Source organism: Paenibacillus sp. GCM10027628 (assembly GCF_042676385.1).
Taxonomy (GTDB): Bacteria; Bacillota; Bacilli; order Paenibacillales; family NBRC-103111; genus Paenibacillus_E.
This window is the reverse complement of the sequence record NZ_JBHTHA010000002.1, coordinates 1,014,257-1,029,181: the sequence shown is the minus strand read 5'-3', so window position 1 is coordinate 1,029,181 and position 14,925 is coordinate 1,014,257. Positions and strand designations below refer to the sequence as shown.

The 14,925-nt window shown below is 51.1% G+C and carries 14 protein-coding genes; all 14 read left to right on the top strand.

All coding sequences use genetic code 11. The features are described 5' to 3' along the window. Positions 1 to 15 precede the first annotated feature (15 nt). The 14 genes from ACFQZT_RS05500 to ACFQZT_RS05440 all read left to right on the top strand — a co-directional run bounded on the left by ACFQZT_RS05500 (position 16) and on the right by ACFQZT_RS05440 (position 14,916). Positions 16 to 1,119, top strand: a complete 1,104-nt coding sequence (locus ACFQZT_RS05500) for an ABC transporter ATP-binding protein (protein ID WP_379297336.1) — start codon at positions 16 to 18, stop codon at positions 1,117 to 1,119. A gap of 31 nt (positions 1,120 to 1,150) precedes the next feature. After that, positions 1,151 to 2,050: an ABC transporter permease gene (locus ACFQZT_RS05495; protein ID WP_379297334.1), complete on the top strand. Its 900-nt coding sequence runs from the start codon at positions 1,151 to 1,153 to the stop codon at positions 2,048 to 2,050. Between the two features lies 1 nt (position 2,051). Continuing rightward, positions 2,052 to 2,837 (top strand): ABC transporter permease, encoded by a 786-nt coding sequence (locus ACFQZT_RS05490; protein ID WP_379297332.1) that lies wholly within the window; start codon positions 2,052 to 2,054, stop codon positions 2,835 to 2,837. 2 nt (positions 2,838 to 2,839) lie between these two features. After that, a complete protein-coding gene (locus ACFQZT_RS05485; protein ID WP_379297330.1) occupies positions 2,840 to 3,916 on the top strand; it encodes an ABC transporter substrate-binding protein in 1,077 nt (358 codons plus the stop codon). Between the two features lie 26 nt (positions 3,917 to 3,942). Continuing rightward, positions 3,943 to 5,376, top strand: a complete 1,434-nt coding sequence (locus ACFQZT_RS05480; protein WP_379297328.1) for a gamma-aminobutyraldehyde dehydrogenase — start codon at positions 3,943 to 3,945, stop codon at positions 5,374 to 5,376. 35 nt (positions 5,377 to 5,411) lie between these two features. Beyond that, a complete protein-coding gene (locus ACFQZT_RS05475) occupies positions 5,412 to 7,001 on the top strand; it encodes a flavin monoamine oxidase family protein (RefSeq protein WP_379297326.1) in 1,590 nt (529 codons plus the stop codon). Positions 7,002 to 7,039: 38 nt separating this feature from the next. Then, the gene (locus ACFQZT_RS05470) at positions 7,040 to 7,222 is read left to right on the top strand and encodes a Sec-independent protein translocase subunit TatA/TatB (RefSeq protein WP_379297324.1); all 183 of its coding nucleotides are present in this window, start codon (positions 7,040 to 7,042) and stop codon (positions 7,220 to 7,222) included. Continuing rightward, positions 7,219 to 9,204: a methyl-accepting chemotaxis protein gene (locus tag ACFQZT_RS05465; protein ID WP_379297322.1), complete on the top strand. Its 1,986-nt coding sequence runs from the start codon at positions 7,219 to 7,221 to the stop codon at positions 9,202 to 9,204. The genes ACFQZT_RS05470 and ACFQZT_RS05465 overlap by 4 nt, the downstream gene beginning before the upstream one ends. Before the next feature lie 83 nt (positions 9,205 to 9,287). After that, on the top strand, positions 9,288 to 11,501 hold the full coding sequence (locus tag ACFQZT_RS05460) for a helix-turn-helix domain-containing protein (protein WP_379297320.1): 2,214 nt from the start codon (positions 9,288 to 9,290) through the stop codon (positions 11,499 to 11,501). 117 nt (positions 11,502 to 11,618) lie between these two features. After that, positions 11,619 to 12,038 (top strand): acyl-CoA thioesterase, encoded by a 420-nt coding sequence (locus ACFQZT_RS05455; protein ID WP_379297318.1) that lies wholly within the window; start codon positions 11,619 to 11,621, stop codon positions 12,036 to 12,038. After that, a complete protein-coding gene (locus ACFQZT_RS34000; protein ID WP_460871618.1) occupies positions 12,035 to 12,160 on the top strand; it encodes a putative zinc ribbon protein in 126 nt (41 codons plus the stop codon). The genes ACFQZT_RS05455 and ACFQZT_RS34000 overlap by 4 nt, the downstream gene beginning before the upstream one ends. Then, a complete protein-coding gene (locus ACFQZT_RS05450; RefSeq protein ID WP_460871732.1) occupies positions 12,105 to 12,911 on the top strand; it encodes a 3-hydroxyacyl-CoA dehydrogenase family protein in 807 nt (268 codons plus the stop codon). Before ACFQZT_RS34000 ends, ACFQZT_RS05450 begins: the two co-directional genes overlap by 56 nt. A 28-nt stretch (positions 12,912 to 12,939) precedes the next feature. Beyond that, positions 12,940 to 13,719 (top strand): enoyl-CoA hydratase/isomerase family protein, encoded by a 780-nt coding sequence (locus ACFQZT_RS05445; RefSeq protein WP_379297314.1) that lies wholly within the window; start codon positions 12,940 to 12,942, stop codon positions 13,717 to 13,719. A gap of 12 nt (positions 13,720 to 13,731) precedes the next feature. Further along, positions 13,732 to 14,916 carry an acetyl-CoA C-acetyltransferase gene (locus tag ACFQZT_RS05440; RefSeq protein ID WP_379297312.1) on the top strand — a complete coding sequence of 395 codons (1,185 nt, stop codon included), beginning with the start codon at positions 13,732 to 13,734 and terminating at the stop codon, positions 14,914 to 14,916. The last annotated feature ends 9 nt before the right edge of the window (positions 14,917 to 14,925 follow it).

Here is a 14,925-nt window from a genome sequence, read left to right as displayed (position 1 = left end):
TGGAGCGAAATTTTCATGACAGCTCATTTGGAGATCAGAAGCGCGAAAAAATGCTACAAAAAATATGTAGCTGTTGATCATGTCCATTTATCCATCGATAAAGGCGAATTCGTCACCATTCTGGGACCGAGCGGTTCAGGGAAAACAACACTCCTCAAACTCATCGCCGGCTTTGAAGCGCTGGATGACGGAGCGATATTCCTGGACGGTCAGGATATTACCAAAAAGAAAGCGTATGACCGCAATATCGGCATGGTTTTTCAAAACTATGCCTTATTCCCGCACATGACGATCTTTGACAATATCGCTTATCCGCTCCGCCTGCGAAAAATTCCGAAACCGGAAATCAAAGATCATGTGCATAAAGCGCTGCAAACAGTGCGCCTTGAGGATTTCGCTTCAAGGTATCCGAACCAGTTGAGCGGCGGTCAGCAGCAGCGGGTCGCCCTCGCGCGGGCCATCGTTTTCAACCCGCCACTCTTGCTTCTGGATGAGCCGCTTGGGGCGCTTGATAAAAACTTGCGCCATCAAATGCAGTTCGAAATCAAGCATATTCAAGAAAATTTGGGAATTACCACCGTCAACGTTACGCATGACCAGGAAGAAGCGCTGACGATGTCGGACCGTATTTGCGTCATGAATAAAGGGAGAATTGAACAGATCGATACGCCAGAAGGGCTGTACAATTGCCCTCGCAGCAAATTCGTATCTTCTTTTATTGGCGAGATCAACTGGTTTCGCGGGGAGGTTATACAATCGGAAGCAGGCGTGTCCGCCGTCAGGCTTTTAAACGGGCATGTCGTTCAGATGGAGGCTCAAACTAACCTCGCTGCGGGCTCTGCTGTACTGATCGCGGTTCGGCCGGCCAATATCCATATCGTACGCGAAGAAACGACATATTCCCACGTAGTTCAAGCGAAAGTACTGGAAAAAACGTATACCGGAGATTCTTTCCGCATTGACGCCCTGACGAGTACGAACGAGCAAATCAATATCAAACTGCCTTATGCCGCTTCCAGAGATATTGCAGCCGGCGATGAGATTCAGGTCGGGTGGAATGCACAGGAGGCCTCGCTGATTCCTGATGACGAATCGATTGAAAGGATGCCCGCTTCGTAAGCAGCGAAGGAGAGTGAGGTGAACCCTGCATATGACGAACTTGCAAACGCAAACGGCGGCATTGCCATTAAAAAGGAAAACGGGGATCTTATCCGCGGTTCCAGGCATCAAATGGCTGTTATTTATCATTCCGGCTTTATATATGCTGCTGTTAACCTTTTTCCCGATCATTAAAATCATGAAGCTCGGCGTGCATGACGGTGTTCATTATACAACCAAGTATATTATGCAAGCGTTTACTACGCCGGTGTATTTAAAAGTCATCCTCTATACGTTCCAAATATCGTTCATAGCTACCTTAGCCGCTTTACTGCTTGGTTATCCGGTCGCTTATCTGCTCTACAAGATGCAGTCGGAAACATGGAGAAGCATCACGATGTCGCTCATCATGATTCCTTTTTGGATTAGCGTGCTGATTCGCACATTTACCTGGATGGTTATGCTGCAGAATGAAGGGGTTATCAATAAAGTGCTGCTAGGACTTGGCTTGATCGATCAGCCGCTTCACTTGTTATATACGTCGACAGGCAACGTTGTCGGCATGGTGCACTATTTATTCCCTTACATGGTTTTGTGTATTTACTCCGTGATGAAAGGGATCGACGGCCGATTGCTGCAAGCGGCCGAAGGGATGGGAGCCCGGCCATGGAGAGCGTTTCGCGACGTGTTGCTCCCGTTGTCGATGCCCGGCGTGATCGCAGGCGTGCTCATCTGCTTCGTGTTCAGTCTTGGCTTTTATATTACGAGCGTGATTTTGGGCGGTCCGAAAGACAAGATGATTTCGAATCTGATTGCCAATTTTATCAACGTCACGCTGAATTGGCATATGGCGGCGGCGCTTTCCATCATTCTCTTGGGCGCAACCCTGCTTTTGATTGCCGTACCTTTCCTGATTTTCAGAAATCATTCCGCATTGAAGGGAGTGATTTAACATGCTGCTGAGAATTCTGGTGGCCGTTATTTTGTTTGTTTTCCTGCTCCCGATCGTACTTATCATCCCGTTATCGTTTACATCTGTTTCGTATTTTCAAGTTCCACCGCCGGGGTACTCGCTCGTTTGGTACGAGAAGGTGTTGCAAAATCCAGTTTGGATTCAAGTGTTTTCTCGCAGCTTGATCATCGGTGTCATCACAGCGCTGATCTCACTCGTTATAGGAACGATGGCGGCGCTCGCCTTTACTCGCTTGAATTTCTGGGGAAAGAACATCTTTGTCCCCTTAATGCTGTCACCCATGGTCGTTCCCACGGTGATCGTTGCGATCGGGCTGTATCATTTTTTCTCTCCGTTTAAGTTAGCGGATACGTATACAGGGATGGTTTTGTCCAACTCGGTCATCGCGATTCCGATTGTGTTTACGCTGGTCGCCGCCAGTTTGAAGGGAGTGGACCGCAATCTGGAATTGGCGGCCATGGGACTGGGCTCCACGCCGGTCGGCGCATTTTTCAAAATTACCGTTCCTTTAATGAAAACAGGCTTGTTCTCGGGAGCGCTGTTCGCATTTTCCATCGTTTTTGACGAGCCGATCATTTCACTGTTTATGTCCGGGGCCCACACCAAAACGCTGCCGGTCAAGTATTGGGAAAGCTTGCGCACGAGTATCGATCCGAGCATCGCTGTCGTATCGACCGTATTGATTTTCATGACTATAGCGTTGTTTTTAGTTCAGGGCTGGATCACTTCCAGCAGCGAGAAACGAATGATTAAAAAGGGGGACTAACAATGTTAAAAAAACTGGTTGTGATGGTTTCCGTCTTCGCCTTAAGCGCTTCGCTGGTCGCATGCGGTAAGAATGAGGAGGGAGCTGCGGGAGCTACAAGCACCTCAGGTCAAACGAGCCCGCAGAAGCTAACGATTGTTGACTGGGACGCCAACTCGGTCGGGTATAGGAAAGCAGCGGTTTACGACGCTTTTGAGAAAAAATACAATGTGAAAATTGAAATTGAAACGCCGCCGGATTACGGCAAGCTGCAGGCGATGGTGGACAGCGGCAACGTCACCTGGGATGTCGTGAATGTGGACTCTTTCTACGGGAAATTAGCCGGCCAGCAGGGGCTGTTCGAGCCTTTGGACTACAATATCGTCAAGAAAGACGGATATAACGATCAAACGGCGACCGCTAACTTCATTGCTTCGGATTCTTTTGCTACCGTAATCAGCTGGAATTCCAATAAAATCAGTGCGGCTGAAGCGCCTAAGACATGGGCGGATTTTTGGGATTTGAAGAAGTTTCCCGGCGGGCGCTCCGCTTATAAATTTCCGGCTCCAACGATGGAAATGGCGCTCCTTGCTGACGGCGTAACGCCAGATAAACTATACCCTCTCGATTTGGATCGCGCCTTCAAGAAACTGAATGAAATTAAAAAGGAATTCAAAACATGGTGGACCAGCGGAGCACAGGTGCCGGATTTGTTAACCAACGGAACGGCAGCCCTTTCCACAGGCTATGACGGCGCACTGACGGATCAAAAGAGAAAAGGGACGCCGGTAGCATTCACTTATGAGAACGCGTTTCGCTCTTACTTGGGCTGGGTCATTCCCAAAGGCACGAAAAATAAAGATTTGGCGATGAAATTCGTTGCTTTTGCGACCTCGGTGGATGTGCAAGTGGATTACGGCAAACACGCCGACTACGCGCCGGCGAATCAAAAAGCGATCGACCAATTGTCGGATGCGGATAAGAAACGTCTTGGGGTAACGCCTGAACTGCAAAAAATACAAATCGCAGCTGACGATTCCTATTGGATCGCCAATTTCGACAAAGTACAAGAACGCTTCGAGCAGTGGTTGTTAGAATAGCAAAAGTTGAAGAGGAGACGCCGTGTATGACGCTTAGAAAGCAAATCTTCATTAACGGGCAATTTGTAGAAAGCCTTAGCCATCAATATGATGTCATCGTCAACCCGGCAACCGGAGAGGCGATCGCGGAAGCGCCCGCTTGCAATGAGGGGGACATCGAAGCAGCCGTTCAAGCTGCAAGCAGCGCCTTCAAAACATGGAGGCATACGACCCCGGGCGAAAGAAGCACGGCTTTATTAAAGCTTGCAGACCGGATCGAAGTGCATGCGGATGAACTGGCTGTTATGGAGACGCAAAATGTGGGACTGCCGATCCAATTCTCAACGCATTTGATCGAGTTCATCGTCGATAATTTGAGATTTTTCGCCAGTGCGGCGCGAATGCTGCAAGGACCAGTGGCAGGCGAGTATATGGCGCAACATAACAGTATGCTGCGCCGGGAACCGCTTGGCGTCATCGGTTCCATCGCTCCCTGGAATTTCCCGCTGGCGATGGCCGTCTGGAAGATCGGCCCGGCGATCGCTGCGGGCAATACGGTCGTGCTCAAGCCTTCAGAGCTTACGCCGTTAACCGCTTTGAAGCTGGCGGAATTGAGCGTCGGGCTATTGCCGCCTGGCGTTCTGAATATCGTGACCGGGCGCGGCACGGAGGCGGGAGCGGCGCTGGTGCGCCATCCCGAAGTTAAAATGGCAGCGCTTACAGGTAGTGTGCGCGCCGGTATTTCCATTGCCAGGGAAGCGGCAGGCTCTATGAAAAAATTGCATTTGGAGCTGGGCGGCAAAGCGCCGTTTATCGTGTTCGATGATGCGAATTTGGATGACGCCGCATTCTGGGCCATGGCCGGAGGGTTTTACAACAGCGGGCAAGACTGTACGGCTGCAACAAGAATCTATATTCAAGAAACGGTCTACGACGAGTTTATTCAAAAATTGATCGCCTTCGTTGAAGGCACGGCAATTGGCGATCCGCTGCTGCCGGATACGCAGGTAGGTCCCGTTATTTCCGAAGCGCATCTCCATAAAATCGATGAGATGGTGCAGCGCGCCGTACATCAAGCGGGTTGCACGGTATTAACCGGCGGCTTGCGTTTGGATCGTCCCGGCTTTTTCTACAAGCCTACCGTGATCGCCGGAGCTAAGCAATCCGACGAGATCATACAGGAGGAAGTGTTTGGCCCCGTCATTACCGTTATGCCGTTTAGAACTGATGAAGAAGCGATTGCCATGGCGAACGATTGCAAGTATGGATTGGCGTCCTCCGTCTGGACCAAGAACCTGGATCGCGCCATGCGGGCGAGTAAAGAGCTGGAGTTCGGCGAAGTATGGACGAATGCGCATCTGATTCTGGCGAGCGAGATGCCGCACGGCGGACATAAAATGTCGGGTTATGGGTCGGATCTGTCGATCTACGCCTTAGAGGAGTATACCCGCTTAAAGCATGTCATGATGAAATTTGAATAAAGCTGTAAACCAAAAACTGAATGGGGGAATGAACAATGGCAAAAAGTCCTTTCATGCGGCAGTTAAAGAGAGCGGCTAGTATTGCGGGAGAATCGGCTAGAAGAAATGTTCCTGTTGAACAAGTCGTAGAGGAAAAAGTGCAGGAGAGCATTACGCGAAGAGATTTTTTGAAAAAAGCGGCGCTGGCTTCAGCGGTGCTGGCCGTTCCGCCATCGCTCTTTAACTTTGGTGCCAAATTAGTCAATGCGGCGACTGCGCCTCGCGTTGCTGTCGTGGGCGCCGGGCTGGCAGGTTTGACAGCGGCCTACCGCTTGAAGCAAGCGGGCATCCAGGCTCAGGTGTATGAAGCATCGACACGCGTCGGCGGCCGCTGCTTTACGAACAGGACTTCGTTTGCCAATGGACAAACAAGCGAGCATGGCGGAGAGCTGGTCAATTCTCAAGATACCGAGCTCCTCGGCCTCATTGGCGAGCTGCAATTGCAAGTGGACGATTTATGGGCGCTGGAGGTTGGCGATTTCAGAGTGATTCTTGACGGTTCGATTCCTACATCGCTTGCCACAGAGTTCAAAACGATCTATAACCAGCTGCAAAAGGACGTTCAGGATGCCGGAAGCGATACGTTCTACTACCAGTACACGAGCAGAGGCTATCAATTGGACAACATGTCGATTAAGGACTGGATCAATCTCAATGTGCCGAGAGGAATGAATTCCATGCTTGGCAAATCGATCGATTTATCCTGGACTTCCAGCGCAGGCCTCGAGAGCAGCCAATTGAGCGCCCTTTGGATGCTGTACGCCATGAGTACGGCAAGCAAAGACGAATACACGCCATTTGGCGTCGGGCACGATGAGCGGTACCATATTCATGGCGGAAATGATCAGGTTCCAAAGGGACTTGCCAATAAACTGAGTGGGCAAATTATGACATCAGCTCCGCTGCAAGCGCTTAAAAAGAATAATGATGGCACCTATACGCTGTGTTTCTCCGGCAGCCAGCCGAGCGTGACCGCGGATTACGTGATTCTTGCTCTGCCAGTTTCCACACTAAGGGATGTCGATCTGAGTAAGGCAGGCTTCAGAAGCCTGAAGCTTAAAGGGATTGCCGAATTGGGCGTTTCGACGAATTCCAAGCTGGCCATGCAGTTTACAGAACCTTACTGGCACTCGCTTGGCAGCGATGGCGAGATCGTTTCCAATACCGGCTATCAGGTGGTTTGGGATTCAACTGTAGGCCAATCCGGTTCGACGGCGATCTTAACCAACTTTACGGGCGGCGATTTGGGCTATAGTTTCGGCGCCGGAGACGCACAGTACAACGTTTCCAGGATGCTGCCGCTCATTGAACGCGATATGCCTGGCCTGACTGCCAAATATACGGGAGTTGCAGCGCTGGATTATTGGCCCGGATATAAATGGGCCAAAGGCTCGTACTCCTGCTATAAAGCAGGACAAATGACCAAATTCAGAGGGGTTTTCGGAGAGGCTGAAGGCAACTGCTTCTTTGCCGGGGAATACACGTCCCTGCAAAATCAGCAGTTCATGAATGGCGCAGTCGAGACGGGACAACGGGCAGCCAGAGAAGTATTGGCCAAATTGGGAGTAACCGTAGCGCACAGGTAGCCAAATCGACCAAATTCTTCGTAATCGGAGGTGTTCGCATGGGTGCATTATCGCCATGGCATATTATTTTGATCGCAGGCGTTGCTTTGCTCTTATTCGGCCCCAATAAGCTGCCGGAATTGGGGCGAGGATTCGGCAAAATGTTCCGGGAGTTCAAGCAAGCGACAAACGGCAACGGCGGTACGGAGGAGACGCCAACCGAACGGCTGGAAGTCAAATGAGCACGAACAAACAAGTCATTATCGTTATCCTTGTACTGCTCGTTTTTCCTTTGTTAGGCGCCGGATACTGGCTTTATCACAGCGTTCTCGCCCAGTTAGGGAAGATCGACGAGAACCATGCGCTGTCCGTGATTCATACATCGCGCGCAGTGCTGTCCGACCGTGCAGAGCTTCTTTCGGGGGTAGCAGACAATAATGCGCATTGGACGGATTACAATCGTGCATTTCTGAAGCGCGACATCGGCTGGATCGATCAGAACATTAACTCAGCGGTCATGAACAATCCGGACATCCATTTCGCCGTTACGCTCGCGTTTAATGGAAGCATTCTGACTCAGGCGGGAGACTTGGAAGAGTTTAAGACAAGCTTACAGGACGCCGATTTGCTGAAACAGCTTCAGATGAACATGGAGCTGACCGGTTTGATGCAAACCTCCAAAGGGATCGCCGTCATCAATGCCGTCAAGATTACGGATAATGACCGCAATAATCCTTGTGGCGGTATTCTGATACTGGGCCATTTCATCGGGATTCCCGAATTGCAGGATCTTTCGCAGAAGTTCAATGTCAATGTTGCTCTGCTATCAAGTAACCGGCAATTTTTGACCACAATGAAGAGCAGTCCGCAGTCGCTGCTTCTTGGCTATCTCGGCCAAGCAATGCAAGATGCTTCCTTTCATTCCTACACGGCAGCAGGCGATAAAAATAAAGAAGCGCTTGTGATATCCGCGCTCAGCGATTTAAGCGGAAAACCGGTCGGAGTGATCTCACTGCAATATCCGCTCACTTCCAGCAATGCGGTCGCGGTCAAATTTCGGCAAATGGGGATTGTGTTTCTCATCGTTGTTCTTGTCATCGCCGTTCTGTTGATGCTCATGCTGCAGCTGCGGATTACGCGTCCGATTCGCAAGCTGGCCTCTCTGATGGATATGCTGTCAAGAGGAGACCTCACTCGTCAAGTTTCAAGCGGGCTCCGTAAGCGCGGAGATGAGCTGGGATTGCTCGCGAGAACCTACGAACAAACGCGACATAACCTCAAAAAGCTGTTGGATCAAATCCATACGAATGTTGCCGGTGTGGCGAATCAGCTGGCTTCGACTTCGAATGCCCTCAGCCTTCATGCCCACGAGACTGCAGCCGCTACACATACGATTGCGGATGAAATGGAGCTGGTCGCCCAAGACGCTGAAGCGGAATTAAATCATGTCACGCAGAGCGCCCAGGCGATGGACTCGATGACGAGGGGGCTGCAATTGATCTACGCAAATACTGAACAGGTCAGCGTTTCTTCCAGGAGTGCTTCTGCAAATTCACTTGACGGGAAGCAGGCGCTGGAGTTAGTTAGCGATCAAATGAGCCGGATCCGGGAATCCGTACATTCTTCATCTACATCCATACAAACGCTGGTGAATACATCGTTTCAAATTCAAGACATGATTCAAGCGATTACCGACATTGCCACCCAGACCAATCTCTTGGCGCTTAACGCTTCGATTGAAGCGGCCAGAGCGGGCGAATCAGGCAAAGGATTTGCTGTAGTCGCATCGGAAGTGCGCAAGCTTGCTGCCCAGTCCCAAAAGTTTGCCGAGCGCATTACGGAAATGATCGAATCGATTCAAGATCGGGCCCGCCTTTCCGTTAAAGCCATGCAGGATGTAACGGTAAATGTCGAGACCGGCAATCAGATCGTTTCCGGAGCGCAGTGCAAATTTGAAACCATCGATCGCGACGTTCATGTTGTCGTTGAACAAATTGCGGATGTCTTCAGCTTCACCAAGGAAGTGCTGGCCGGCTTCGCTACCGTTACATCCACGCTGAGTCAGGTAACCCGGTCGGCGGAGTCGACTTCTTCCAGTACGCGGAGCGTAGGAGCGGTAGTTGAGCGGCAGCTTGCCCAGACGGAAGAATTGTCCGTAACGGCCAAACAATTGCAAACGATGGTCGAGAGCCTTCAACGGGAGCTGTCGACATTCATTACTTGAATATGTTCGAATAAGCAGAGCCACCTTTTACTTGCTAGATAAGTAGACGGTGGTTCTTTTCAGTATAGGGGGCCGGGAACACGATGACCAACCAGAGGAAGCAAAAAATTCTCATGAGCAAGCTGGATATCCATCTGCGCAAGACGGCGCGACAGATGATTCAGTTCGACACGCTGGATAAAACACTGCACTATTTGATCGATTCCGTTCACTCCAAATTGGCATGCGACTACATGGCTATCATAACCGTGGAACGCATGCAGCTTCAGATGAAAGCAAAGATGGGCAATGCCGCCCGATTTGAAGCTTGCTTTCCGATGGTTGCCGGGGCGTGTACCCCACGCATTTTCCAAGAATCGTTCACATCATTCGACGTTATCGACGGGAAGGAGGAGTGGAGGTTATTATCATGCCTCGATGAGGAACGGTTTCAGACCTGGTTTACGATCCCGATCCGGACCGAGGCGGAGATCAGCCTGGGATTGTGTGTGATCGGATTCAGGCATTTTGTCCCCTTGCTGCTTGAGGCGGATACGCTTTTTGAAGAGTACGGCAAAGACATCGCGACCGCATTCGCCCTGGCCCAGCAGAAAGAACAAGAAATCAAGCGCATCCAAGGTCTTGAATGGTTAAAAGAAAATGTTTATCTGGACGGTTCTTCCTTGGAGCAAATCATTGAAAGTATCGTGGAGCGGGCCGGTAAAGGGACAGGCGCCAAAGCGGCCGCCGTCTATTTGTACGATGAGCGCGCCGATTGTCTGGTCCTTCACGTTCCGTCCTATGGGGGCTTTTCCCTCCCTGAGCAAATCGATCTTAAGCTGTACGATCTCACCACCATTTTTCCTTATCTGGAACTGATCGGCGGACAAGAAATAACGATGCCTTTAACCATTAATTTGAAAACGATAGGTGTCCTGCATGTCTTGAGCGGGGAAGGTTCGCTTTTTTCATCCGACGATTTGGAATTGCTGCAATTTATAGCTTCCCACGTTTCGTCGCTCATTGAGAACAACAGGTTGTACAGCAGCGAAAAAGACCAAAAAAACAGGCTGGAGAAGTTCATGCAGCATCAGCAGGAAATGGTCAAGCATACGCTCGAGGATGACGGTTTCGGGAAAATTACGGCGTTTCTGTCCCAAATGATGAGCTGCTCCGTCCTGTTGTTCGACCGCTTTTTTCATATCGCTTCCAGCGCCATCTTGCAAAAAGACGATGCTTGCCTGGGGTTCCTCATGCATAGCGTCGATGAGCAAAAGAAAAGATTCAAATCCAGCAGGCAATTGGAGCATTGGATTGCGAGGGAGGAGCAATTTGAAGCGGGCATCTGGAAGGTCGTCGGCGCCGGCGAGGTTCTCGGATATTTGGGGCTCATCATGCCCAGAAGCAAGCTGGATATTGTGCTGAAAATGACGCTTAACCATGCGCTGAATGTTTATGCGGTTCAATTTATTAAACAGAAAGCTGTTCTTGATATACGCGAACAGGTTAAGGACGGCTTTATCCATCGGCTGTTGACGCATCATATCCAGGATCAAAGCGAGATCAGGGAAAATGCGAACTTGCTCAACTGGAACATCGATGAGCCGCATACGATCGGCATCTTTATGATCGAATTCGAGAAGGACGAGCAGAAGTCGGACTTGTTCGAAGCGAATGCCAGAAGGAACTGGATCCGGGAGCGGATTCGGGACTATGTATCCCGCACGGAGCCTGGGATCGTACTGACACGCAAGGACGAGTATGTGATCGCGATTGTGCCGCAGGAGAGAGCAAAAGGCGATTTCTGGAAAAGCTTTTATGAACGCGTCCGGAAGCTCATTTTGGGTGAGTTTCACCGCGCCGCCATCTACGCCGGCATCAGTCAAGAAGCGAATCACATCGAAGACTACGTGCTGTGCTACAAACAAGCGCAAAAAACATTGACCATCCTATGCGCCCATTTTCCGAGCAAAGGGTATCTCAGCTTTCAGCAGCTCGGTTGTTATTCCGTTCTGTATCATTTGGACGATCCGCTCGCCGTGCCTTTATTTATTAAAACGTATATTGAACCCTTGCTGCGGGTTGGAAACGGGAAGAACAGGGACTTGTTCAATACGCTCAGGGTTTATTTGCAAACGAACGGCAACATCAAAGATGCAGCCGAAATCCTCTATATCCACCGCAGTTCATTGAAATACCGACTGGAGAAAATAAGGGGTCTGTTGACAAGCGACATTGATGACGCCGAACAGCGCTTTAATCTCATGCTCGCTTATAAATTGCACGATCTTTTCAGCGCGGACCTTCAATTGGACTAAAGCAGGCCCGGGTTATCCTGCACGGTGGACAAATGAGCGGATTTCTTTTCGTACACGGCGAACATGTTCGCTTGGAGGTGCTGCAAGTAAAATGAAAGACAAGTAGGGGGAACAGCCATGTACAGTACAGTTTGGGAGTTTAAAGTCCGGTTCGCGGATACGGATGCCGCCGGTATTGTGTATTATCCGAATTTCTACAAATGGATGGATCAGGCCACGCACGAGATGTTTGAATCGATCGATTTTGCCACAAGCAAGCTCCTGTCCGAGAAAAAAGGGATCCCGCTTGTCGAAGCGTACTGCCAGTTCCGGCGGCCGCTCCATTTTAGCGACTACATTAAGCTCGTATCCGTCATCGAAGAAGTGAAGAACAAGGTCTTGAAAATCAAGCATATGTTCTACCGCGAGGATGAATTGATTGCGGAGGGGTATGAGATTCGGGCATGGGTCTCCATGTCGGACGGGGTGTTAAAGGCACAGCTGCTGCCTGAAGAAATTCGTCATATTCTGACTTCATCATCTCATCGCCAAATTTGAAAGGAAGATGCATTCATGACAGTAACCATTATAGGCGTTGTCGGAGCAGGCACCATGGGGAGCGGGATTGCCCAGCTTGCCGCACAGAGAGGTTTTCGCGTCGTCCTATTCGATTTGAATGACGAATTGGTCAAGAAAGGACTCGGCAGAATCGGCTCCGCTTTAAACAAATTAACGGAAAAAGGAAAGCTGCCCGAAGCCGAGCGGGATGCGGCGCTGTCGCGAATTGAAGCCGCAAGCGATTTGCAGCGGTTATCGGATGCGGACGTTGTCATTGAAGCGATTGTTGAGGATTTGGAAATCAAGAAGGATGTGTTTCGCCGACTGGATGAAGTGCTGAAGCCGGAAGCGATTCTGGCCACGAACACATCGTCACTTTCGATTACTTCCCTGGCTGAAGCGACCAAACGCCCGGAACGCGTAGCAGGCATACATTTTTTCAATCCGGCGCCCATTATGAAGCTGATTGAGGTCGTCAGAGGCTTTAAATCGAGCGATGCGACGATCGAGCTGCTGATGAATTTGGCCAGGGAAATGGGAAAAGAGCCGATTGAAGTGAAAAAGGATTCTCCGGGCTTTATCGTCAACCGGATTATGATTCCGCAATTTATCGAGGCGATCCGGCTGTTGGAAGAAGGCGTCGCCACAGCTGAAGATATCGATAAAGCCGTTACGCTCGGGCTCAATTATCCGATGGGGCCGTTTGCGCTTCAGGATTTCGCCGGCGTGGATATCGGGCTGCATGTGATGGATTATTTTTACGAGGAATTGAAGGACGACCGGTTTGCGGCTCCCGTCTCGTTAAGAAGATTGATTCGCGCCGGCCGTCTTGGCAAAAAGACGGGGGCAGGCTGGTATGACTACAACCAATAAGACTATTTGAGTATAAGGAGAAAAAGCGATGAATGTTGAGACGTTAGACTGCTCCGTTATTGGAAAAACGGCTGTGATCCAATTGAACCGGCCGCCGATGAACGCTTTGAATAAGCAGTTGTTTATCGAGCTGTATCAAGTCTTAAGCGATATCGAGCAGGACGACCGGATTCAAGCGGTGATTGTGACAGGCAGCGGGGAGCGTGCCTTTGCGGCCGGCGCCGATATGTCGGAGATGAAAGATTTGGACGCGGCCGGTATGAGCAAATGGAATCAGATTTCACGCCGGGCTTTCGACAAAGCGGCCAATATCGGAAAGCCGATCATTGCGGCGATCAACGGTCTTGCCTTGGGCGGAGGCTGCGAACTGGCGCTTTGCTGCGATTTCCGGATCAGCTCCGAGCACGCCAAAATCGCCTTGCCTGAAATTAATTTGGGCATTATTCCCGGCGGCGGCGGCACCCAACGGCTGCAAAGGCTCATCGGCCAGGCGAAGGCGAAAGAGCTGCTTTATTTCGGCGATATGATTTCGGCGCAGGAAGCCTTGGATTGCGGGTTGGTCCATAAAGTTGTGCCGCATGACGCGCTGCTTGACGCAGCCCATGAGTGGGCTGCCAAATTGGCGGATAAGCCCGCTGTCGCGCTTCGCATGATGAAGACGGCGGTGCAAACGGGAGCCGACACGGACTTGAATGATGCCATAACGATTGAATCGGTGTGCTTCGGCAACACATTTACGACGCAAGACCGCCAGGAAGGCATGACGGCTTTCTTCGAGAAGCGCAAGCCGAATTACGTGGGCCGCTAGGAGTTGATAAAAGTGAAGGGAACGGACATTGTATTGATCGAGGGAGCAAGAACGCCGTTTACCCGTTTTTGCGGTTCTTTCCGGGACATTTCAGCCATCGATTTAGCTGTAATCGCCGCTAAAGAGGCTATGGCGAAAAGCAAAGTGGAGTCGGGAGAGGTGGATCACGTCGTCTTCGGCAACGTCATTCAATCAAGCCCGGATGCCGTCTTTTTCGCCCGCCATGTCAGTTTGAAGGCAGGCGTGCCGGTTCACGTTCCGGCGCTTACGGTCAACCGGCTGTGCGGCTCCGGCCTCGAGGCGATCACTTCGGCGGCCAGATTGATTCTGACGGGCGATAGCCGGGCGGTGCTGGCCGGCGGCGCTGAAAATATGAGCCAAATTCCGCATGTCGTTCGGGGAGCCCGGACAGGTCTTGCCCTGGGCGCTGCGCCTATGCAGGATTATTTGTGGGAGTCGCTGTACGATTCTTACGGCGATTGCACGATGTCAGGCACAGGCGAGAATGTGGCGTCGCGCTACGGGATTTCGAGAGAAGAAGCCGATGAGCATGCGTACAACAGCCATCGAAAAGCCGTAAAGGCGATGGAATCCGGCGTGCTTCAAGAGGAAATCGTGCCGGTTCCGGTAGCAGAGAAGAAATCAACGCGTCTTGTCGACCGGGATGAGCATCCGCGGGCGGATACGAGCAGGGAAGCGCTCGCCAAGCTGAAGCCTGCTTTTAAGCAGGGCGGCGTGATTACGGCGGGGAACGCAAGCGGCATCAACGACGGAGGAGCGGCTGTGATCGTTGCTTCGGCCGAATATGCCGCCGCAAGGGGCTTAAAGCCGATCGCGCGTCTGGTATCCTGGAGCGCAACCGGCGTAGATCCGAAGTACATGGGAATCGGACCGATCTCTGCGATCCGGCAGGCTTTGCAAAAAGCCGGCATGACGATAGCCGATCTCGATTTAATCGAGATCAACGAAGCGTTTTCGACGCAGTATTTGGCCTGTCAGATGGAGCTTGGCTTCGATCCGACTATCGGCAATGTGAATGGAGGCGCGGTTGCGCTCGGCCATCCTTTAGGCGCGTCAGGTACGCGCATCGTTCTTGCGCTGCTTTATGAGCTTGGGCGAAGAAAGAAAAAGTATGGTGCAACTTCGGTATGTATCGGCGGGGGGCAAGGCATCGCAGCCATCTGGGAGCGACTTTAAGCGGATGCT

What these genes read in the sequence shown, in the direction of transcription:
- ACFQZT_RS05500 (WP_379297336.1), top strand. Translation starts at nt 16, where the DNA reads ATGACAGCTCATTTGGAGATCAGAAGCGCGAAAAAATGCTACAAAAAA.
- ACFQZT_RS05495 (WP_379297334.1), top strand. Translation starts at nt 1,151, where the DNA reads ATGACGAACTTGCAAACGCAAACGGCGGCATTGCCATTAAAAAGGAAA.
- ACFQZT_RS05490 (WP_379297332.1), top strand. Translation starts at nt 2,052, where the DNA reads ATGCTGCTGAGAATTCTGGTGGCCGTTATTTTGTTTGTTTTCCTGCTC.
- ACFQZT_RS05485 (WP_379297330.1), top strand. Translation starts at nt 2,840, where the DNA reads ATGTTAAAAAAACTGGTTGTGATGGTTTCCGTCTTCGCCTTAAGCGCT.
- ACFQZT_RS05480 (WP_379297328.1), top strand. Translation starts at nt 3,943, where the DNA reads ATGACGCTTAGAAAGCAAATCTTCATTAACGGGCAATTTGTAGAAAGC.
- ACFQZT_RS05475 (WP_379297326.1), top strand. Translation starts at nt 5,412, where the DNA reads ATGGCAAAAAGTCCTTTCATGCGGCAGTTAAAGAGAGCGGCTAGTATT.
- ACFQZT_RS05470 (WP_379297324.1), top strand. Translation starts at nt 7,040, where the DNA reads ATGGGTGCATTATCGCCATGGCATATTATTTTGATCGCAGGCGTTGCT.
- ACFQZT_RS05465 (WP_379297322.1), top strand. Translation starts at nt 7,219, where the DNA reads ATGAGCACGAACAAACAAGTCATTATCGTTATCCTTGTACTGCTCGTT.
- ACFQZT_RS05460 (WP_379297320.1), top strand. Translation starts at nt 9,288, where the DNA reads ATGACCAACCAGAGGAAGCAAAAAATTCTCATGAGCAAGCTGGATATC.
- ACFQZT_RS05455 (WP_379297318.1), top strand. Translation starts at nt 11,619, where the DNA reads ATGTACAGTACAGTTTGGGAGTTTAAAGTCCGGTTCGCGGATACGGAT.
- ACFQZT_RS05445 (WP_379297314.1), top strand. Translation starts at nt 12,940, where the DNA reads ATGAATGTTGAGACGTTAGACTGCTCCGTTATTGGAAAAACGGCTGTG.